Genomic DNA, 21,182 nt, shown 5'->3' on the forward strand with positions numbered 1-21,182 from the left:
CAGCAAAGAGCACGGAGACCCTGATGTCCTCTTTCAACGACATGATCAGCAACATCACCCCGGACATCTACGAGAGCCTGAAACTGGCCGTGGAAATCGGCAAATGGTCCGACGGCAACAAACTCACTGCCGAACAGCGCGAGCTGTCGTTGCAGGCGATGATTGCCTGGGAAATCCAGAACCTGCCGGAAGACCAGCGCACCGGTTACATGGGCCCGCAAGAGTGTGCGTCGAAGTCGATCGAAGTGCCGAACATCCTGTTCAAGTCGGATGCCATCCATTGATCGAGATTGGCCGCGGTGCAATCAGCAAAATGTCGGCGCGCCTGGACGGGCCGAACGTGCAGTACGCGTTTCGTCTGGATGACGTCGAGGTGCCGGTCAATCCGTTGATCGGCAGCACCCTGCGTCTGGAGTTTTTGGGGGCGATCCATTGCAGCCATTGCGGGCGCAGGACCAAAACCAGTTTCAGTCAGGGTTATTGCTACCCGTGCATGACCAAACTGGCGCAATGCGACCTGTGCATCATGAGCCCGGAACGTTGCCACTTCGACGCCGGCACCTGCCGCGATCCGGAGTGGGGCGAGAAATTCTGCATGACCGACCATGTGGTTTACCTGGCCAATTCGTCAGGCATCAAGGTTGGCATCACCCGTGCCACGCAGTTACCGACCCGCTGGCTCGATCAGGGCGCGAGTCAGGCGCTGCCGATCATGCGCGTGTCGACACGCCAGCAATCGGGGTTTGTCGAAGACCTGTTCCGCAGCCAGGTGGCGGACAAGACCAACTGGCGCGCACTGCTCAAGGGCGATGCGGCGGCGGTGGATCTGGCGCAGGTGCGCGATCAGTTGTTCGAAAGCTGCGCCGAAGGTCTGCAAGGCTTGCAGGAGCGATTCGGCCTACAGGCAATTCAGACGATTGCCGATGTCGAACCGCTGGAAATCCGCTATCCCGTCGAGCAATACCCGGCGAAAATCGTCAGCTTCAACCTGGACAAGAACCCGATTGCCGAAGGCACGCTGCTGGGGATCAAGGGCCAGTACCTGATCTTCGACACCGGCGTGATCAACATTCGTAAATACACGGCTTACCAGCTCGCCGTGCATCAATAAGGATTCCAGCATGCGCACCGAACAACCGAAGATGATTTACCTCAAGGACTATCAGGCGCCCGAGTACCTGATCGACGAAACGCACCTGACCTTCGAGTTGTTCGAGGACCACAGCCTGGTTCACGCGCAACTGGTGATGCGCCGCAACCCGGAGCGCGGCGCAGGCCTGCCGCCGCTGGTGCTCGATGGCCAGCAACTGGAGCTGCTCTCGGTGACGCTGGCGGACCAGGAGTTGAGCGCCGCTGACTATCAAGTGTCCGACAGCCACCTGACCCTGCAGCCAACCAGTGAAACTTTTACCCTCGACACCAGCGTGCGCATCCACCCGGAAACCAATACCGCGCTGGAAGGCCTGTACAAGTCCGGCACCATGTTCTGCACTCAGTGCGAGGCCGAAGGCTTCCGCAAGATCACCTATTACCTCGACCGCCCGGACGTGATGAGCAAGTTCACCACCACCGTCGTGGCCGAACAGCACAGCTACCCGGTGCTGCTCTCCAACGGTAACCCGATCGCTTCCGGCCCCGGCGAAGACGGCCGGCACTGGGCGACCTGGGAAGATCCGTTCAAGAAACCGGCGTACCTGTTTGCGCTGGTCGCCGGTGATCTGTGGTGCGTCGAAGACACCTTCACCACCATGGGCCAGCGCAATGTCGCGCTGCGCATTTACGTCGAGCCGGAAAACATCGACAAGTGCCAGCACGCGATGAACAGCCTGAAGAAATCCATGCGCTGGGATGAAGAGGTCTACGGTCGCGAGTACGATCTGGACATCTTCATGATCGTCGCGGTCAACGATTTCAACATGGGTGCGATGGAGAACAAGGGCCTCAACATCTTCAACTCCAGCGCCGTGCTGGCCCGCGCCGAAACCGCCACCGACGCCGCGCACCAGCGGGTCGAAGCGATCGTCGCCCATGAATATTTCCACAACTGGTCGGGCAACCGCGTCACCTGCCGCGACTGGTTCCAGCTGTCGCTCAAGGAAGGCTTCACGGTGTTCCGCGACGCCGGTTTCTCCTCGGACATGAACTCTGCGACGGTCAAGCGCATTCAGGACGTGGCCTATCTGCGCACCCACCAGTTCGCCGAAGATGCCGGCCCCATGGCCCACGCCGTGCGCCCGGACAGCTTCATCGAGATTTCCAACTTCTACACCCTGACCGTGTACGAAAAGGGCTCGGAAGTGGTCGGCATGATCCACACCCTGCTGGGCGCCGAAGGCTTCCGTAAGGGCAGCGATCTGTATTTCGAACGCCACGATGGTCAGGCCGTGACCTGTGACGATTTCGTCAAGGCCATGGAAGACGCCAATGGCGTCGACCTCAGTCAGTTCAAGCGCTGGTACAGCCAGGCCGGCACCCCACGTCTGACAGTGACCGAGTCCTATGACGCCGCGGCGAAAACCTACAGCCTGACCTTCCGCCAGAGCTGCCCGCCGACCCCGGACAAGGTAGAAAAACTGCCGTTCGTAATTCCGGTCGAGCTCGGGCTGCTTGATAGCCAGGGCAACGAAATTGCCCTGCGTCTGGCTGGTGAAGCCTCGGCACAGGGCACCACTCGGGTGATCTCGGTCACCGAAGCCGAGCAGACCTTCACCTTCGTCGACATCAACGAACAGCCGCTGCCATCGCTGCTGCGCGGCTTCTCGGCGCCGGTGAAACTGAGCTTCCCGTATAACCGCGATCAACTGATGTTCCTGATGCAGCACGACAGCGATGGCTTCAACCGCTGGGATGCCGGTCAGCAACTGTCGGTGCAAGTGCTGCAGGAATTGATCGCTCAGCATCAGAAGGGCGAGGGCCTGACGCTCGACCCACGTCTGGTGTCGGCGCTGCGCACGGTGCTCTCCGACGAGTCGCTGGATCAGGCGATGGTTGCCGAAATGCTCTCGTTGCCGGGTGAGGCGTATCTCACCGAGATCAGCGAAGTGGCCGACGTCGAGGCGATTCATGTCGCGCGCGAATTCGCCCGCAAGCAACTTGCCGAAGGCTTGTTCGAAGCGCTGTGGCTGCGTTATCAGGCCAACCGCGACCTGTCGAAAAAGACCCCGTACGTGGCCGAGGCCGAGCACTTCGCCCGTCGCGCATTGCAGAACATTGCCCTGTCGTACCTGATGCTCAGCGGCAAGCCGGAAGTGCTGGCGGCGGCGCTGGAGCAATTCGAGACGGCCGACAACATGACCGAGCGCCTGACTGCGCTGGCGGTGCTGGTCAACTCGCCGTTCGAAGAGCAGAAGGCCCTGGCTTTGGCCAGCTTCGCCGAGCACTTCAAGGACAATCCGCTGGTCATGGATCAGTGGTTCAGCGTGCAGGCCGGCAGCACCTTGCCGGGCGGTCTGGAGCGAGTGAAGGCGTTGATGCAGCACCCGGCGTTCAACATCAAGAACCCGAACAAGGTGCGTGCACTGATCGGCGCGTTTGCCGGGCAGAACCTGATCAACTTCCACGCGGCGGACGGTTCCGGGTATCGCTTCCTCGCCGATCTGGTGATCGAGCTGAACGGCTTCAACCCACAGATCGCCTCACGCCAACTCGCCCCGCTGACCCGCTGGCGCAAATACGACAGCGCGCGTCAGGCACTGATGAAGGCTGAGCTGGAGCGGATTCTGGCGTCCGGAGCGTTGTCCAGCGACGTGTATGAAGTGGTAAGCAAAAGCCTGGCGTAACGCTGATTAAATGTTGGGGCGTTTCATTGATCGTTCCCATGCTCTGCGTGGGAATGCCTTTCTCGACGCTCTGCGTCGGCTTTGGGACGCAGAGCGTCCCTTGCTGCATTCCCACGCGGAGCGTGGGAACGATCAAGACACAAAAATGGCGCTCAACGAGCGGCATTTTCATTGGCACAACAACCAGCTATTTGCGCAGGTCAAACCGGTCCAGATTCATCACCTTCGTCCATGCCTTGACGAAATCATTGACGAACTGCGTCTTCGCATCGGAACTGGCATACACCTCGGCCAAGGCGCGCAATTGCGCATTCGAGCCGAACACCAGATCCACCCGCGTCGCCGTCCATTTCGCCGCTCCGGTCTTGCGATCACGACCCTCGAACTCGTCGGCATCCCGCGAGGTCGGCGTCCACTCCACGCCCATGTCCAGCAGGTGGGTGAAGAAGTCATTGCTTAGCGCTTCGGTTTGGTCGGTGAACACGCCGTGTCGGGTCTGCCCGACGTTGGTGTTCAACACCCGCAGACCACCCACCAGTACGGTCATTTCCGGCGCGGTGAGGGTGAGCAATTGCGCCTTGTCGATCAGCAGGGTTTCTGCCGCAACCGTGTATTTGCCTTTGCTGTAATTGCGGAAACCGTCGGCGATCGGTTCGAGGAAGCCGAACGATTCGACATCGGTCTGCTCCTGCGAAGCATCGACGCGGCCCGGTGAGAACGGCACCGACACCGAATGCCCGGCGTTTTGCGCGGCTTTTTCTACCCCGGCGTTGCCGGCCAGCACAATCAAGTCAGCCAGCGAGATCTTCTTGCCACCGGCCGCGCCGTTGTTGAACTCGTTCTGAATGCCTTCGAGTGTGCTCAGCACCTTCTCCAGTTGCTCCGGCTGGTTGGCCTGCCAGAACTTCTGTGGGGCCAGACGCAAGCGCCCGCCGTTGGCACCGCCGCGCTTGTCCGAGCCGCGGAAGGTCGATGCTGCCGCCCACGCGGTGGAGACCAGTTGCGAGACCGACAGTCCTGAATCCAGCACCTTGTTCTTCAGCGCCGTGGCGTCGCTGTCATCGATCAGCGCATGCGTTACGTCGGGCAGCGGATCTTGCCAGAGCAACTCCTCTTGCGGCAGTTCCGGGCCGAGGTAGCGAGAGAGTGGCCCCATGTCGCGATGGATCAGCTTGTACCAGGCGCGGGCGAACGCGTCGGCGAGCTGATCGGGATTGGCCAGGAAGCGTCGCGAGATCTGCTCATAGGCAGGATCGAAGCGCAGCGCCAGGTCGGAGGTGAGCATGGTCGGCGAGAGCTTCTTGTTCGGATCGTGAGCGTGGGGAACGGTGCCGGCACCGGCGCCGTTTTTCGGTTGCCACTGATTGGCGCCCGCCGGGCTTTTGCTCAGCTCCCATTCGAAGCCGAACAGGTTTTCCAGATAGTTGTTGCTCCACTGCGTTGGCGTGGTGGTCCAGGTGACTTCCAGGCCGCTGGTGATGGTGTCGGCGCCTTTACCGGTGCCGAATGCGTTTTTCCAGCCCAGGCCTTGTTGTTCGAGGCCGGCCGCTTCCGGTTCGGCACCGACATTGTCGGCAGGGCCGGCGCCGTGGGTCTTGCCGAACGCATGACCGCCGGCGATCAGCGCCACGGTTTCTTCATCGTTCATGGCCATGCGGCCGAAGGTTTCGCGGATGTCCTTGGCCGAGGCCACCGGGTCCGGGTTGCCTTCAGGGCCTTCCGGGTTCACGTAGATCAGGCCCATCTGTACGGCGGCGAGGGGATTTTCCAGATTGCGTTCGCCCTGATCGGTGCGGCTTTCTTCGCGGCCATGCAAATCGGGCTCAGCCACCAGTGTGCCGTCGCCGGGTTCCTGCACCGGGCCGTTGCTCTTGCCATAACGGTTGTCTCCGCCGAGCCATTCGGTTTCCGAACCCCAGTACACATCTTCATCCGGTTCCCAGACATCCGCGCGGCCGCCGGAGAAACCGAAGGTCTTGAAGCCCATCGACTCCAGGGCGACGTTGCCGGTGAGCACGATCAGGTCGGCCCAGGAAATATTGCGCCCGTATTTCTGCTTGATCGGCCACAGTAGGCGCCGGGCCTTGTCGAGGCTGACGTTGTCCGGCCAGCTGTTCAGTGGCGCAAAGCGCTGTTGTCCAGAGCCGGCGCCACCACGGCCATCGGCGGTGCGATAAGTCCCGGCGCTGTGCCAGGCCATGCGCACGAACAGCGGGCCATAGTGGCCGAAATCGGCCGGCCACCAGTCCTGAGAATCAGTCATCAGCGCTCTGATGTCTTGTTTTAGCGCCTGAAAATCGAGGCTTTTGAAAGCTTTGGCGTAGTCGAAGTCCTGGCCCAGCGGATCGGACTTGGGTGAATGCTGGCTGAGAATTTTCAGATTGAGTTGATTCGGCCACCAGTCACGGTTCGTCGTACCGCCACCGGCGGCGTGGTTGAACGGGCATTTCGATTCGTTTGCCATGTTCGTATCCCTATCAGGTCTGCGGCCGGCTCGTGCCGACTTCGGACTGGTAAGGCTAGACCCGAGTTGGCAAGTCGGCTAATAGCCCGACTATTGGATACCGATAGGCAAACTCTTTCACCGTCCCATGCAGGAGCCGCCGAAGGCTGCGATCTTTTGATCTTGCTGTTCGATGAAAAATCAAAAAGCAAAAGATTGCTGCCTTCGACAGCTCCTGCACGGGGTTAGCTCGATTGCGCGGTATCGTCCTCGGGCACTTCATCAAGTATGTCATCCTGCCCCGGCAGTTCAGTGATCACGCTGAAGTCCGAGACCTCGACCGCGCCATTGCCATACCCCAACAGATGAAACGAGAAGGCCTTGCGCGGCTGCGGGTTTTCAAAGCTGAAATCCATCTCCAGCGGCTGATCCGCCGTCGCCACCATTTCTGCCGGCAATCCCAGTTGCACGTCCTGTTCGAATTCCTTGGCCTTGAGCTGAATGTACGCCGCCTGCTGCGGATCGACCGAGCGCACGGTCAGGCGCACGCGGGTGTGCGAGCCTTTGGGCATTTCCAGGTATTGCGCGCCGATCAGGTTGTCGGCCCAGTCGTCCTTGACCTGCGCCTGCAGGGGGATGATGTTGTTGCTGCCGAACTGGTAGCGATGGTTGAGTGGCGTGCGCAGCAGGGACAGGTCCAGCGCATCGGCGCGGGCGGCGATCTGCCGGGCCGGGTGTCCGCTGTAGGTGCCTTTGTAGGTGGCGCTTTCGGCGATGAAGCCGGTGCTTTGGTAATAGCGGCAGCGGCGCGGCAGGTCGCACTCGGAGAAAATGCCCTGACCGTTGTGGTAGCGCAGTTTGCCGTTGGTGAACGACATGATTTCGCGCCCGGAATCGTAGTCGCGAAACAGCGACCGGCCGCTCAGCGCCGTCGGCACCGGCAGGTCGAAATAGTCGAGGATCGAAGTGCTCAGATCGACGTGGCCGTACACCCCGGCATTCAGGCGCGGCAGTTGCGCCTGCTCCGGCGCCAGCGTCAGGTTGAAACCCCATGAAGAGGCCAGCCGCACGCCGTCGATGCCGTGGGATTCATCCGAGGTGATCACCACCAGCGTGTCTTTCAGAATGCCCTGGCGTTCCAGCCCCGAAAGAAACTGGTCCAGCGCATCGTCGAGGTAACCGACGGCGGCCTGCTTCGGCGTCTCATAGCGCTGCAGATAATCGTCAGGTGCGGAGTAGGGCTGGTGGGTGCCGACTGTCAGCAAGGTCAGCATCCACGGCTGTTTGTGCTTTTTCAGTTGGCCGACGTAATCCAGCGCACCTTCGAAAAACGCCTTGTCATCCTTGCCCCACGGGAACTCCAGATAATTGCTGTTGCTGAACCATTCCAGGCCGTGGGTCGCATCGAAACCGATGTGCGGCATGATTTTGTCTTTGGCCATGAAGCGCAGGCCGGCACCTTGCAGATAGTGGGTGCTGAAACCGTGAGCGCGCAGCTGCGCTGGCAGGCAGGCCTGATTGCGCTCGTTCAGGGTGAGCATTTCCACGCCTTTGGGCGTGCCGTTGTTGAGCTTGTCGTAGTCACCGCAAAGCATGGCGTACAGACCGCGAATGGTCTGATGGCTGTGCAGCACGTAGTCCGGGGTGTTCATGCCGCGCTCGGCCCAGCGGCTGAGATTCGGCATCAGGTCTTCCTGATAATGACTGCCGATCGCCTCGCGGTTGGCACGGATGTAGGCGCCGGGAATGCCTTCCAGGGCGATGATCAACACGTTGCGCGCCTGACCCGGCGCGGTCAGCAGCTTCTGGCCATTGAGGTCGACGTCGGTGAGCCCCGCCATTGCGGGCGTCGGTTCTTCGAGGTCACCGTCCAGCCATTCCTCGGCCTGGATCTGCAGGTCGGCGACTTCACTGGCGAGCAGTTGATGCGGCAGGTTGTACAAGCGCCACGCGTCGCCGTCGTTCGGCCACAGGTTTTGCGCACCCCAGTGCGCGGCGAACAACACGATTGGCGCGACCCAGACCACGCGCGGTAGTGCCGGACGAGACAGACCACGTCCGGCCACTTGAGTCAGCAGCCAGAAACTCAATGCCCCCAACAAAGCGATCGCCAGGGCAGGGTGCGCAAGCCCGCCGCCGGTGGAATTCTCGACGAACTGCGGATCGATCAAATAGTGGATATCCGAAGGCGTCGGCAGGCGGCCGACGGCGCTGACCAGTTCTACCGTGGCGATCGCCAGCAACGCCCAGAACAACAGCACCGGCAAGGCCAGCCACCATGCGCGACGATGCAGTGCTACCACCAGCAGACTGCCGACGGCGAGATCCGAGAGAAAGCCCAGCGGTGTCGACCAGCCCAGGGCCGCGCGCAGACACACCGGCACGATCAATACCAAAACGATGAGGGAGAGGAGACGGGCATTCGGCTGCCGCAGCCAGTTGAAAAGAGCGCTCACAAAAAAGGCCTGCATGTCATCAAAGGGTCAAAAAAGTGTGGGTGATGATAACAAGGACAGGAATCCTGATCGGCTTTTTAAACTGGCGGCTGGCGCTCTCTGAAGAGGCGGACACCCAGCGCTGGCGGGCGTTTCGCACCAGCTGTAGCTTTTCAGTCAGGACACTTTTTTGTTTCAGACTGTTGTAGGTCCGGCCACCGCTGGTGATATTCACGCAGCAGACGTCAAATCCCCCAGTGCTATCGATATGCGATAAAGGTATTTAATTTCTATTTTTTATAGCTATAAAGTCAGTCCTTTCAGCCCACCCTATGCTGCGAGGTTGTCATGGCTACACCGTTCAAACGTTCTGCGCTGACTCTGTTGGCCGCAACTCTGGCAGCGGGCGCGCTGTTCAGCAGCGGCGCCCGGGCCGAGGGCAAAATCAGCATCGCCCAGCAATTCGGCATCGGTTACCTGATTCTCGACGTCGTGCGCGATCAACAACTGATCGAGAAACACGGCAAGGCCCAGGGCCTGGAGATCAAGGTCGACTGGAACAGCATTTCCGGCGCGACGGCCATGAACGAGGCGCTGCTGACCGGGGCGCTGGACGTGGTCTCCGCCGGCGTGCCGCCGATGCTCACCGTGTGGGACCGCACCAAGGGCAAACAGAACGTCAAAGCCATCGCCGCGCTGGGTTCGATGCCCAATTATCTGCTGACCAACAACCCGAACATCAAAACCCTCAAGGACTTCAGCGACAAGGATCGCATCGCCGTGCCGGCCGCGGGCGTAGGCTTCCAGTCGCGCACGCTGCAGATCGAAACCGCCAGGGAATTCGGCGACGATCAGTTCAAGAAGTTCGACAACATTTCGGTCAGCCTGCCGCACCCGGACGCCACCGCTGCACTGATCGCCGGCGGCTCGGAAATCAACTCTCATTTCTCCAGCCCACCGTTTCAGTACCAGGCTCTGCAAAACCCTAACGTGCACAAAGTGCTGAGTTCCTACGACATCCTCGGCGGTCCGGCGACGTTCAACGTGCTCTACACCACAGAAAAATTCCACAACGAAAACCCGAAAACCTACAAGGCGTTCTACGACGCACTGGCCGAAGCCGAGAAAATCATCAAAGCCGACAAGCCTGCCGCTGCCCAGGCCTACATCCGTGTAGAGCAATCGAAACTGCCGCTGGCGCTGGTCGAGCAAATCGTCAAAGACCCGGAAATCGACTTCACCGTGGTGCCGCAACGCACATTTATCTATGCGGAGAAATTGCAGGGACTGGGCGTGCTGAAAAACAAAGCGGCAAGCTGGAAGGATTACTTTTTTGAAGAGGCGCATGGTGGTGCGGGGAGTTGAAGGATCCGGCATCACCCGGCACTACTGTAGGAGTGAGCCTCTCGCGATGGCGTCAGGTCATTCGACATTTTCGTGACTGACACACCGTGATCGCGAGCAGGCTCACTCCTACAGGGGATTTGTGGCGGATGCGAAATGGGGCATCACCCGGAACTACCGTGGGAGCGAGCCTGCTCGCGAAAGCGGAGTTCAGCCACAGATGATTTGACTGACCTGACGCGATCGCGAGCAAGCTCGCTCCCACAGGTTTTTTCGGCGGTTGCAGAGTGGGGCATCACCCGGCACTACTGTAGGAGCGAGCTTGCTCGCGATGGCGTCAGGTCATTCGACATTTTTCGTGACTGACACACCGTGATCGCGAGCAGGCTCACTCCTAAAGGGGATTTGTGGCAGATGCGAAATGGGGCATCACCCGGCACTACTGTGGGAGTGAGCCTGCTCGCGAAAGCGGAGTTTCAGCCACAGGTGATTTGACTGACCTGACGCCTTCGCGAGCAAGCTCGCTCCCACAGGTTTTCTGGCGAACAGTATTTCCGTCAGCGATCAATGCATCTTGCTGTGATCGTGGCCGCCCATCTCGGTCAGCGCGCGAACCGGCGCTTTAACCTCGATGGCTTCTTTCTCGCCCTTGGCGTTTTCCACGGTCAGGGTCAGCGGCACGCTTTCGCCTTCTTTCAATCGACCGGTCAGGCCCATCAGCATGATGTGGTAGCCGTTCGGGTCGAAGCTCACGGCTTTGCCGGCGGGCAGCTCAACTGATTTCACCGGGCCCATGCTCATGACGTCGTTCTTCATGCTCATCTCATGAATCTGCACGTCCTTTGCCGCTGGCGAGGCAACGCTGAGCAGCTTGCTGTCGCTGTCGGCAGTGACGGTCATGAACGCGCCGCTGGCGGACTGGGTCGGCACGGTGGCGCGGACCCAGGCGTCGTCGACTTTGGTCTGCGCCGAAACCTGGAACGCCAGGCCGAGCAGGGACAGCACGCACACGGTGCGTTTGAAGTGATTCAGAACGGGATGCATCAGCAGACCTCCATAACAGTAAGCAAATCTTCCGTGCACTCTTGGGCTGTCAGCGAAGTGGACAGGCCCAGGCGCAACTCACCACGCGAGTCGTAGACGTAGCTGGTGGACGTGTGGGAGATGGTGTAGGTGTCGCCGGCCGGGACTTTTTCGTAGAACACGTCGAATTCCTTGGCGGTGGCCTTGGTTTCCTCAAGTGTGCCGTACAGCGCGACGAAGCTCGGGTCGAAGGCTTTGACGTAGGCGTCGAGGATCTGCGGCGTGTCGCGTTCGGGATCGAGGGTGATGAACACCACTTGCAGGCGGTCGCCGTCGCGGCCCATGAGCTTCTTGATCTGCGCGGCGCGGGCCAGGGTGGTGGGGCAAACGGCCGGGCACTGGGTGAAGCCGAAGAAGATCATCGGCATCATCCCGCGAAAGCTCGACAGCGACATGGTTTCGCCTTCGGGGTTCTTCAGCTTGAAGGTGCGTCCGAGGATCTTGTCGCTCAGATCCTTGCCGTACTTGTACGACAGTTGGCCACGGGTATCGCAACCGGCGAGCAGGCCGAGCCCGAGCACGCCCATTCCCGCAAGTACCTTGCGGCGAGTCAACAAAGCCGTCATCTAATACCGCCTTTTGCAGCCCGCAAGTCGGCAGGACTGGCGGGGGGTTAACCGTAAAAGCGCCGCATGATAGCAAACTGAGCCCGTTCGCCGGCCGCCGATCGCCGCGTGGTGCCGGATCGGGCGACAAAAGGTGTAAGAAGAAATGACCGGAGGTCAGCGCAGCGCTGGCTCCTCCGTCTGCCAGCCACCGCCCAGCGCGGTGTACAGATTGACCTCGGCCACCAGTTGCGCGAGGCGGTCGCTGATCAAGGCTTGTTGCGCAGTGAACAGCGAACGTTGCGCATCGAGAAAGGTCAGGCTGCTGTCGACGCCGTTGCGATAACGGTTCTGCGCCAGGTTGTAGTAGTCCTGCGTGGCTTGCACCAGATCGCGCTGGGCCTGCAGTTGCTGCGCATAGGTGCTGCGCGCCGCCAGTCCGTCGGCGACTTCCTGAAACGCCGTCTGGATCGATTTTTCGTATTCAGCCACCGCCACATCTTTCTGCAATTTCGAATAATCCAGACTCGCCCGCAGGCTCCCGGCATTGAAGATCGGCAGGCTGATCTGCGGCTGGAACGTCCACGCGCCGGAGCCTGCGCTGAACAACCCGGAGAGATCTCGACTGGCGGTGCCGGCATTGGCGGTCAGGCTCACGCTGGGATAGAAGGCTGCGCGCGCCGCGCCGATATTGGCGTTGGCGGCTTTGAGCCGGTATTCGGCCTGCAGGATGTCCGGGCGCCGTTGCAGCAGATCCGACGGCAGCCCCGCCAGCAGCGGCGATACCAGTTCACTGGCCAAGGGAAGCGCCGGCAATTGCTCGGATACCGGCGCACCCACCAGTAGCGTAAGGCTGTTCAGATCCTGGGCGACCAGTCGTTGATAGCGCGCAAGATTGACTCGCGAGCTGTCGACGCTGGTCCGCGCTTGCGCCTGTTCCAGCGCCGAAGATTTGCCAGCCTCGCGGTTACGCGTGGTCAGGTGCAGGCTCTGTTCGTCGGCGGTAAGCGTGTCACGGCTCAGCTCCAGCAACTGCTGATCGGCCCGCCACGTCAGGTAGGCATTGGCCACGTTGGCCACCAGACTCAGTTCGGCACTGCGCCGCGCCTGCTCAGTCGCGAGCCAGCTCTGCAACGCTTGTTCGCTGAGGCTGCGCACCCGACCGAACAGATCCAGCTCATAAGCACTGATGCCCAGATTGACCGTGTACGTCGAGGTGATTTGCGCCCGGCCGCCGGTGACGCTGGACGGCATCCGCTGGCGTAACTCGTTGGCGTTGGCCGACACCGCCGGCAGCAGGTCGGCGCGCTGGATCCGGTATTGCGCCTGAAACGCTTGAACATTCAGCGCCGCCACGCGCAGGTCACGGTTATTGGCCAGCGCTGTTGCAATAAGTTGCTTGAGAGCCGGATCGTTGAATAGCGTGCGCCAGTCTTCGCGGTTCGTCGCCGGCTGCGTCGCCACCGGGTACTGCGCGGCGCTCGGCGACGGCGGTCGCTCATAATCAGGGATCAGCGAACACCCGGCCATGAGTAGAGCCGTGCACAGTAGGGGAAGGCGTAAGCTCGAACAGCTGCGGTTCGGCTGAACATGCGGTAAAGGTCGAGAAGGGTTCAAGCGCCGGCCATCCATTTCGCCAGACCATGTCGCCCGCTGACACCCAGTTTGGCGGCGGCTCGCTTGAGATACGTCTCGATCGAGCTGTTCTTGACCCGCAGTTTTTCCGCCATTTGCGGCACGGTGGCGCCGGTCAGCAGACCCAGACAGACTTCCTTCTCGCGCGCTGACAAGACGACGTCGCTCAGGGCCAGACGTTCATCGAAGACCTGCGCCAGCGGCGCCTGCTCCAACTCGGCCAGGGCCGGACGTGGCTGCCGGGCAAGGCTTTGCCGGGTCATCTGCGCGTGACGTTCGATCAGCGGCAGCAAGGTGTCGGACAGGCTTTTCAGAAACGCCAGTTCCGGCAGGGAGAACACCCGCTGGGTGTGCGGCCGGTACACCGAGATCACACACCGGCGATTGGACGTGCGCGACACCAGATTGCATTGATGCACGCCGTGTTGCGGATGGCGTGGCAGCAAGGAGGCTTTCAACTGGATCAGCAGTGAGTCGTTCATCTCGATCATTTTCTGCAACAGCGGATGATCGTCCGGTCGTTCGATTGCTGCCTGGCATTCGCCGGCCTGCGGCAGACCCGCGCTGCCCAGCGGTTTGATCTCGACCACGCTGGCCTGGCGCTCATCCAGCGTCCATTCAGTGAGATCGAGGCGGTTGACCGGCACCAGCGTGTCGACCAACTGGAACATGTTGCTGGCGAAATGATCGTCGCCGGTGCTGGCTATCAGCTCTCCAAGTTGCCAGTAGAAGTGCGGGTTTTCCATGTTGCGAATACTGCCGGTCAGATTCATATCCTTCTCATCCCTGGTTCAGAGTCATCACCGCTTCGTCTACCGTTCATGCACACGTCACCGCGCAATCATTTCTCCTTGAACTGAGCTGCAGCGGAATTTAATCCTATGCATTTGTCCTGCGTCTGTAGGGGAAAACAGGGACACAAAGTGCCACTATTTGCGCTGAGATGCTGATGGCAGGCGCCTGCGCTCAATCGACATGCGTGACTGACGGGTCATGCCGAACGCCCGGATTATCGGCAGATGAAGTCTTCCCGGCGTCGACTGCCCAGCGAAAAGCGCTACCGCGGAATGGTGTTTTTCCTACAGATTTTTCAGTCGTTGCTTCAGCAAACAGGGCGCGGCGCGCCTGAGTTCGGGGGGTTCAGGGCGAGTGGGGCAGGGAAGCGTTGCGCTTGTCCGGGTTTCAGGTGTCATCCCGTAAACGGGGCCGATGCTTGAATATCCGGCAAATCACATGAGATGGATCTTATGCAGCCTACTTCTGCCAACGTGGCGGACGATCTGTCCGTGCCTGTCGAGACATTCCCGCTGACTGCCGCTCAACGGGATATCTGGCTGGACCAACTGAGCCGCGGAGATTCGCCGCTGTACAACATTGGCGGGTATGTCGAACTGACCGGGCCGCTGGATCCGGCACTGATGCAATCGGCACTTGAATCTCTGGTGGCAGCGAATGATGCCTTGCGCATTGTGCTGCTGGCAGACGTCGGTCACGACGGGCTGCCGTTACAAGGGTTCGCACAGACACTGCCGGTGGACATGCCGCTATTTGATTTCAGCGGGCATCCCGATCCACAGTCGGCGGCTCGGGCGCTGGTCGAAGAGCAAATGGCCCAGGCGTACGTGATGAGCGGCCAAGCGTTGTTCCGCTTCAGCCTGATTCGCCTCGATCATTACCGCCACTGGCTGGCAGCGCAGGCTCACCACTTGATTATCGATGGTTGGGGGTTTGGTTTACTGTTCAAATCGGTGGGCGACATTTACAGCGCGCTGTCCCGCGGCGAGCATCCAGGCGTGGCGGCACCGTCCTATGTCGGCTTCATCGAAGATGACGCGCGCTATCACCAGTCATCCCGCTATGAACTCGATCAAAGCTACTGGCTGGACAAGTACCGCAGCCTTCCCGAACTTTTGCTGACGCCCCGTTATCGCGAACCCCTTGATCCTGAAACGGCGCCAGCTCGCATCCACGTCGAGGCTTTTCCGGCCCTGCTGCACGAGCGCATGAAAGACACCGCGCGACACCTCGGCGGTTCGGCCTTTCATGTGTTGCTGGCGGCGCTGCACGTGTATTTCAGTCGCACCGCCCAGCGTGACGATTGGGTGGTCGGCTTGCCGATTCTCAATCGCTCTGGCGCCCGCTTCAAAAGCACCATGGGCTTGTTCACCCAGGTAAGTGCGATGCGCATGGACTTTGGCCGTGAATTGTCATTCGCTGAGTTGATCAAGGCGATCGGCGATAGCCTCAAGCAGGATTTTCGCCATCAACGCTATCCACTGAGCGAGATGAACCGCGCACTGGGCCTGTTGCGTGAAGACCGTTCGCAGCTGTTCGAGTTGTCGGTGTCCTACGAGCAGGACGACCATGACTACCGTTACGCTGAGACGCCGGGGCACGTGGTCAAGGTCTCCAATCAGCATGAAGCGACACCGCTGGCCCTTCACCTGCGCAGCAACCGTTTCAACGACAAGGCCTGGCTGCATCTGGTGTACTCGCCTGCCTATTTCGCGGCCGATGAGATCGCGGCGCTCACCGAGCGCTTGTTGCTGATTCTGCAGCAAGGCCTGGAATGCCCGGCACTGGCGATCGCCGATTTCAACCTCAATAGCCCGGCAGAGCTGGCCCTGCTCAAGGAGTGGAACGACACCCGCGTCAGTTATCCGCACGGGCAACTGATTCATAAGCGATTCGTATCCCGAGTGGCCGACCAACCGGACGCCGTGGTAGCAACGTACCAAGGACGAACTCTGAGTTATGCCGAGCTGAACCGGCAAGCCAATGGGTTGGCCCACCATCTGATCGGCCTCGGCGTGCGCCCTGACGATCGTGTGGCGATCGTTGCCCGCCGGGGCCTGGAAACGCTGGTCGGGCTACTGGCGATTCTCAAGGCTGGCGCCGCGTATGTGCCGATTGATCCGGCGCATCCGCCCGAGCGCCTGAGTTATCTGCTCAGCGACAGTGCTCCAGTGGCGTTGCTGAGCCAAAGCGATCTGCGTGAGCGTTTGCCCGCCACAGCGCTGCCGGTTATCGAGCTTGATCGGCGCGAATGGTCGCTCGACAACATGGTCGATCCCGACGTCCCGGGGTTGACCACCAGCAACCTCGCTTACGTGATTTACACCTCCGGCTCTACCGGATTGCCCAAAGGCGTCATGGTCGAGCACCGCACACTCGGCAATCTGGTCGACTGGCACTGCGCGGCGTTCGGCCTCGGCATCGGCCAGCACACTTCGAGCCTCGCCGGCTTCGGTTTCGACGCGATGGCGTGGGAGGTATGGCCAGCGTTGTGTGCCGGGGCGACCCTGCACTTGCCGCCCGCAAGCGAAGGCAACGAAGACATCAACGTGCTGCTCGACTGGTGGCGTGGGCAGCCGCTGGACGTCAGCTTTTTGCCAACCCCGATTGCCGAATACGCTTTCAGCAAACAACTCGACCACCCGACCTTGCGCACCTTGCTGATCGGCGGTGATCGTCTGCGCCAGTTCAACCGTGCCCAGGCGTTTGCGGTGGTCAACAACTATGGCCCGACCGAAGCGACGGTGGTCGCCACCTCGGGGCTGATCATGCCTGGGCAGGCGTTGCACATCGGCAAACCGGTGAGCAATGCCACGGCGTATTTGCTCGATGACCAGCAGCGCCCGGTGCCGATCGGCATCATTGGTGAGCTGTATGTGGGCGGCGCCGGGGTGGCCCGGGGTTATCTGAATCGCCCGGACCTGACCGCCGAACGCTTCCTCGACGACCCGTTCAGCGTGCAGCCGGAGGCGCGCATGTACCGCACCGGCGACCTCGCACGGTGGCGCCCCGACGGCAACCTTGAGTACATCGGTCGTAATGATGACCAAGTGAAGGTTCGCGGTGTGCGTGTCGAACCGGGTGAAATCGAAGCCGCTCTAGCCAGCCATGATGCGGTGCAGGAAGCCGTTGTACTGGTGCGCAATGGTCAGCTGTTGGCATGGTTTACCGAGCGTGAAGCGCTGGACATCCTGCAACTGCACGCGCATCTGACATCGCGCTTGCCGGCCGCGATGCTGCCGGCGGCCTACATCCGCCTGGCGACGTTGCCGCTGACCGCCAACGGCAAGCTTGATCGCCAGGCGCTGCCGGCGCCGGGGCCGGAAGCGTTGATCCGGCGCGAATACGAGGCGCCACAAGGTGACGTCGAAATCGCCCTGGCGCAGATCTGGGCCGAGGTCTTGCAGGTTGAACGGGTGGGGCGTCACGACCATTTCTTCGAGCTGGGCGGCCACTCCTTGTTGGCGGTCGGGCTGATCGAGCGCATGCGTCAGATCGGTATGAGCAGCGATGTGCGGGTGCTGTTCAGTCAACCGACACTGGCCGCGCTGGCAGCGGCGGAGGGCAGCGGCCGCGAAGTCGAGGTGCCGGCCAACCGCATTCCCCCCGATTGCACGCACATCACGCCTGACCTGTTGCCACTTGTGCAACTGGATCAGGCGATGATCGAGCGCATCGTTGCAACGGTGCCGGGCGGAGCCGCCAACGTGCAGGATATCTACTCCTTGGCGCCGTTGCAGGAAGGCATTCTCTATCACCACATCACCGCCGCGCAGGGCGATCCGTACCTGCTGCAATCGCTGCTGGCGTTCGACAGCCTCGAACGGGTCGAGGCCTTCGCCACTGCGCTGCGTCAGGTCATCGCACGGCACGACATCCTGCGTACGGCAGTGGTCTGGGAGGGGCTGACATCGCCGGTGCAAGTGGTGTGGCGCGAGGCGATTCTGCCAGTGCAGGAGGTCGAACTGGAGCCTGCTCACGGCGCGATCATCGATCAATTGCACGAGCGTTTCGACGCACGGCGCTATCGCCTCAATGTCAGTCAGGCACCGCTGCTGCGCCTGATGTATGCCCGTGATCCGGCGCACAACCGAGTGGTTGGCATCTTGCTGTTCCATCACCTGGCGATGGATCACATCGCGCTCGAAGCGATGCGCGAAGAGATTCACGCCAGCCTGTCCGGGCACCCGGAGACGCTAGCGCCGCCAGTACCGTATCGCAACTACGTGGCGCAGACGCGACTGGGCGTCAGCGAGCAGGAGCATGAAGCGTTCTTTCGCCAGATGCTCGGCGATATCGACGAGCCGACCTTGCCGTTCGCTTTGCAGAATGTGCAGGGTGACGGCAGCAACATTGAAGAAGCTGAGCAAGCCTTGGCATCCGATCTCTATCAGCGCATGCAGCAGCAGGCGCGTCTGGCGGGTGTGAGCGTTGCCAGCCTGATCCACCTCGCCTGGGCGCAAGTGCTGGCAGCGACCTCCGCGCAGCGAAGCGTGGTATTCGGCACGGTGCTGATGGGGCGCATGCAGGGCGGCGTGGGTGCCGACCGGGCGTTGGGGGTGTTCATCAACACTTTGCCGCTGCGGGTCGATGTCGGTGAAGGCGCGCGCGCGGCGGTGCAGTCCACCCACGCACGCCTGACCGCTTTGCTCGCCCATGAACATGCGTCTTTGGCGCTGGCCCAGCGTTGCAGTGGCGTTGCCGCGCCAGCGCCACTGTTCAGTGCCTTGCTCAACTACCGACACAGCGATGATGCTGAGCAAAAAACCTCCCGGCAAACCTGGCAAGGCATCGAAACCCTGGCCAACGAGGAACGCACCAATTACCCGTTTACCCTGAGCGTTGACGATCTCGGTACGGGCTTGCGCCTGACCACCAGAACCTTGTCGAATATTGGCGCGCAGCGGATTTGCGCTTACGTGCAAACAGCGTTGAGCGGTTTGGTCGAGGCGCTGGAAAACACGCCGCAGCGGCCGCTGAACAGCCTGCCGTTGTTACCGCAGGAGGAACGGCAACGGCTGCTGATCGAGTTCAACGCTACTGAAGTCGATTGCCCGATGGAGCAACCGCTGCAGGCGCTGTTCGAACAACAGGTGCAGCGCAAGCCGGATGCCATCGCCGTGCAGTTCGCCGAGCAACGCCTGACCTATCGCCAGTTGAACGAGCAGGCCAACCGCCTGGCTCATCATCTGCGCGAGCTCGGCGTGCAGCCGGATTCGCGGGTCGCGATCTGCGTCGAGCGCGGGCCGGAACTGGTGATCGGTCTGTTGGGGATTCTCAAGGCCGGTGGTGCGTATGTGCCGCTCGATCCGGATTATCCGCTGCAACGGCTCAACTACATGTTGCAGGACAGCGCACCGGTCGCGCTGCTGGTGCATGGCGCGACGCGCGATCTGCTCGGCGAAACCAGCGTGCCGCTGATCGATCTCGACCTCGGCGCCTGGCAGGACCAGTCGCACGACAACCCGCAGGTGTCGGGCCTCGGCGCGGCGAATCTGGCCTACATGATCTACACCTCCGGCTCCACCGGTACACCGAAGGGCGTGATGATCGAACACCGCAGCGCTTGCAACATGGTGCATTGGGGTTCGCAACTGGCGCCACCGAGCGAACACGGGTCATTGTTGCAAAAGGCGCCGTACAGTTTCGACAGTTCGGTGTGGGAGATCTTCTGGCCGCTGTGCTCGGGCATGCGTCTGGTGCTGGCGCGGGCCGACGGCAATCGCGATTCGGCTTATGTGACGCAAGTGATTCGCGAGCAGAACATTTCGGTGGTCAAGTTTGTACCGGCGTTGTTGCAGCAGTTCATCGAACAGGACGATGTCAGCCAGTGCACCAGCCTCACCGACGTGCTTAACGGTGGCGGCGAGTTGACTGTTGCGCTGGCCCGGCAAGTGCGCGAGCGCCTGCCGTGGGTGCGCCTGCACAACGTCTACGGGCCGACCGAAACCACCGTCGACAGCAGCGGCTGGACGCTGGAACCCGGTGAACCGGTGCCACAGACACAAGTGCCGATCGGCAAGGCGCTGAGCAACACGCGGCTGTATGTGCTCGATGCCGGCGATCAACCGGTGCCACTTGGCGTCAGCGGTCATTTGCACATTGGCGGGGTGGGCGTGGCGCGGGGCTATTGGGGACTGCCGCAATTGCAGGCCGAACGCTTTATCGACAGTCCGTTTGTGACCGGTGACCGGTTGTATCGCACTGGGGATCTGGTGCGTTACAGCGCTGACGGCAATCTCGAGTTCCTCGGTCGCAATGACTTTCAGGTCAAGCTGCGCGGGGTTCGTCTCGAGCTGGGCGAGATTGAAGCGCGTCTGCTTGAGCATCCCGATATTCGCGAGGCAGTGGTGCTGGTGCGCGATGAGCGATTGGTGGCTTATTACAGCGTGCGGGCCGAACGGGCTGCACCGACGCTGGAGGCGTTGCGCAACCACGTGTTGGCGCGGTTGCCAGAATTCATGGTGCCCGGCGCTTACGTCATGCTGGCGGCGTTGCCGTTGACGCCCAACGACAAAATCGATCGCAAGGCATTGCCGGAACCGGGGGCGGAAGCGCTGCTCAGTCGGCCTTATGCGCCACCTGAAGGCGACGTGGAAACCGCCTTGGCGCAGATCTGGGCGCAGGTGCTCAAGGTCGAGCAGGTGGGGCGCGGCGACAACTTCTTCGAATTGGGCGGGCATTCCTTGCTCGCGGTCAGTCTGGTCGCGCGCATGCGCCTGGCCGGCCTGCATGTCGACGCGCGCACGCTGTTCAGCCAGCCGACACTGGCCGCGCTGGCGGCCCAGACCTCGCGACAGGCGAAGCAGGTCGAGATCGCCCAGACCACCATCCCGAACCTCAACCGCAAACGCCGGCTCTGACGGCGCACACAAACCCTGCAGGAGTGAGCCTGCTCGCGATGGCGTCAGGTCAGGCGATATGTTCGTGACTGACACACCGCAATCGCGAGCAGGCTCACTCCTACAGGGGCCGGTTGTGTGGCCCTTATCCGATATGGCTTGTCCCCGCTTCCCATGTCAGACGCCCACGCCCCGATGTTTTAGTTTTTCCAGGCTGCGCGCCGCCTGCACGGACTCGCTGCTGCGCGCCCCTATTTTCCGTATTTACAGCAGGTTACCTC

At 61.2% G+C, this 21,182-nt stretch carries 12 protein-coding genes; 5 read left to right on the plus strand and 7 right to left on the minus strand.

What is annotated here, in order from left to right:
• Nucleotides 1–23 precede the first annotated feature (23 nt).
• The 3 genes from J2Y90_RS16335 to pepN are packed head-to-tail and all read left to right on the plus strand — an operon-like array spanning nt 24 to nt 3,779.
• Nucleotides 24–284, plus strand: a complete 261-nt coding sequence (locus tag J2Y90_RS16335; RefSeq protein WP_042609561.1) for a YeaC family protein — start codon at nt 24–26, stop codon at nt 282–284.
• Entirely contained in the window at nt 281–1,111 is an 831-nt protein-coding gene (locus J2Y90_RS16340) for a DUF2797 domain-containing protein (RefSeq protein WP_042609562.1), read from the plus strand. Before J2Y90_RS16335 ends, J2Y90_RS16340 begins: the two co-directional genes overlap by 4 nt.
• 10 nt (nt 1,112–1,121) lie before the next feature.
• Nucleotides 1,122–3,779: an aminopeptidase N gene (gene pepN, locus J2Y90_RS16345; protein ID WP_253500845.1), complete on the plus strand. Its 2,658-nt coding sequence runs from the start codon at nt 1,122–1,124 to the stop codon at nt 3,777–3,779.
• Between the two features lie 187 nt (nt 3,780–3,966).
• Here pepN and katG read toward each other — a convergent pair whose 3' ends face one another.
• The 3 genes from katG to J2Y90_RS16360 all read right to left on the minus strand — a co-directional run bounded on the left by katG (nt 3,967) and on the right by J2Y90_RS16360 (nt 8,892).
• On the minus strand, nt 3,967–6,243 hold the full coding sequence (gene katG / locus J2Y90_RS16350; protein ID WP_253500846.1) for a catalase/peroxidase HPI: 2,277 nt from the start codon (nt 6,241–6,243) through the stop codon (nt 3,967–3,969).
• Between the two features lie 224 nt (nt 6,244–6,467).
• The gene (locus tag J2Y90_RS16355) at nt 6,468–8,678 is read right to left on the minus strand and encodes an LTA synthase family protein (protein ID WP_253500847.1); all 2,211 of its coding nucleotides are present in this window, start codon (nt 8,676–8,678) and stop codon (nt 6,468–6,470) included.
• A gap of 19 nt (nt 8,679–8,697) precedes the next feature.
• On the minus strand, nt 8,698–8,892 hold the full coding sequence (locus J2Y90_RS16360; RefSeq protein ID WP_253500848.1) for a hypothetical protein: 195 nt from the start codon (nt 8,890–8,892) through the stop codon (nt 8,698–8,700).
• Nucleotides 8,893–9,005: 113 nt separating this feature from the next.
• On the opposite strand from J2Y90_RS16360, the gene J2Y90_RS16365 reads away from it, so the two are divergent.
• On the plus strand, nt 9,006–10,022 hold the full coding sequence (locus J2Y90_RS16365; RefSeq protein ID WP_253500849.1) for an ABC transporter substrate-binding protein: 1,017 nt from the start codon (nt 9,006–9,008) through the stop codon (nt 10,020–10,022).
• Between the two features lie 543 nt (nt 10,023–10,565).
• Here J2Y90_RS16365 and J2Y90_RS16370 read toward each other — a convergent pair.
• The 4 genes from J2Y90_RS16370 to J2Y90_RS16385 form a co-directional block, all read right to left on the minus strand.
• Complete coding sequence (locus J2Y90_RS16370) at nt 10,566–11,045, minus strand: copper chaperone PCu(A)C (RefSeq protein WP_253500850.1); 480 nt, start codon at nt 11,043–11,045, stop codon at nt 10,566–10,568.
• Nucleotides 11,045–11,650: an SCO family protein gene (locus J2Y90_RS16375; protein ID WP_016774221.1), complete on the minus strand. Its 606-nt coding sequence runs from the start codon at nt 11,648–11,650 to the stop codon at nt 11,045–11,047. The genes J2Y90_RS16370 and J2Y90_RS16375 overlap by 1 nt, the downstream gene beginning before the upstream one ends.
• A gap of 156 nt (nt 11,651–11,806) precedes the next feature.
• On the minus strand, nt 11,807–13,261 hold the full coding sequence (locus J2Y90_RS16380) for an efflux transporter outer membrane subunit (protein WP_429459406.1): 1,455 nt from the start codon (nt 13,259–13,261) through the stop codon (nt 11,807–11,809).
• Nucleotides 13,243–14,037: a helix-turn-helix transcriptional regulator gene (locus tag J2Y90_RS16385; RefSeq protein WP_253500852.1), complete on the minus strand. Its 795-nt coding sequence runs from the start codon at nt 14,035–14,037 to the stop codon at nt 13,243–13,245. The genes J2Y90_RS16380 and J2Y90_RS16385 overlap by 19 nt, the downstream gene beginning before the upstream one ends.
• A 474-nt stretch (nt 14,038–14,511) precedes the next feature.
• Here J2Y90_RS16385 and J2Y90_RS16390 point away from each other — a divergent pair, with 474 nt between their 5' ends.
• Complete coding sequence (locus J2Y90_RS16390) at nt 14,512–20,922, plus strand: non-ribosomal peptide synthetase (RefSeq protein WP_253500853.1); 6,411 nt, start codon at nt 14,512–14,514, stop codon at nt 20,920–20,922.
• Nucleotides 20,923–21,182: the final 260 nt, after the last annotated feature.

The organism is Pseudomonas koreensis, assembly GCF_024169245.1.
Lineage (GTDB): Bacteria > Pseudomonadota > Gammaproteobacteria > Pseudomonadales > Pseudomonadaceae > Aquipseudomonas > Aquipseudomonas koreensis_F.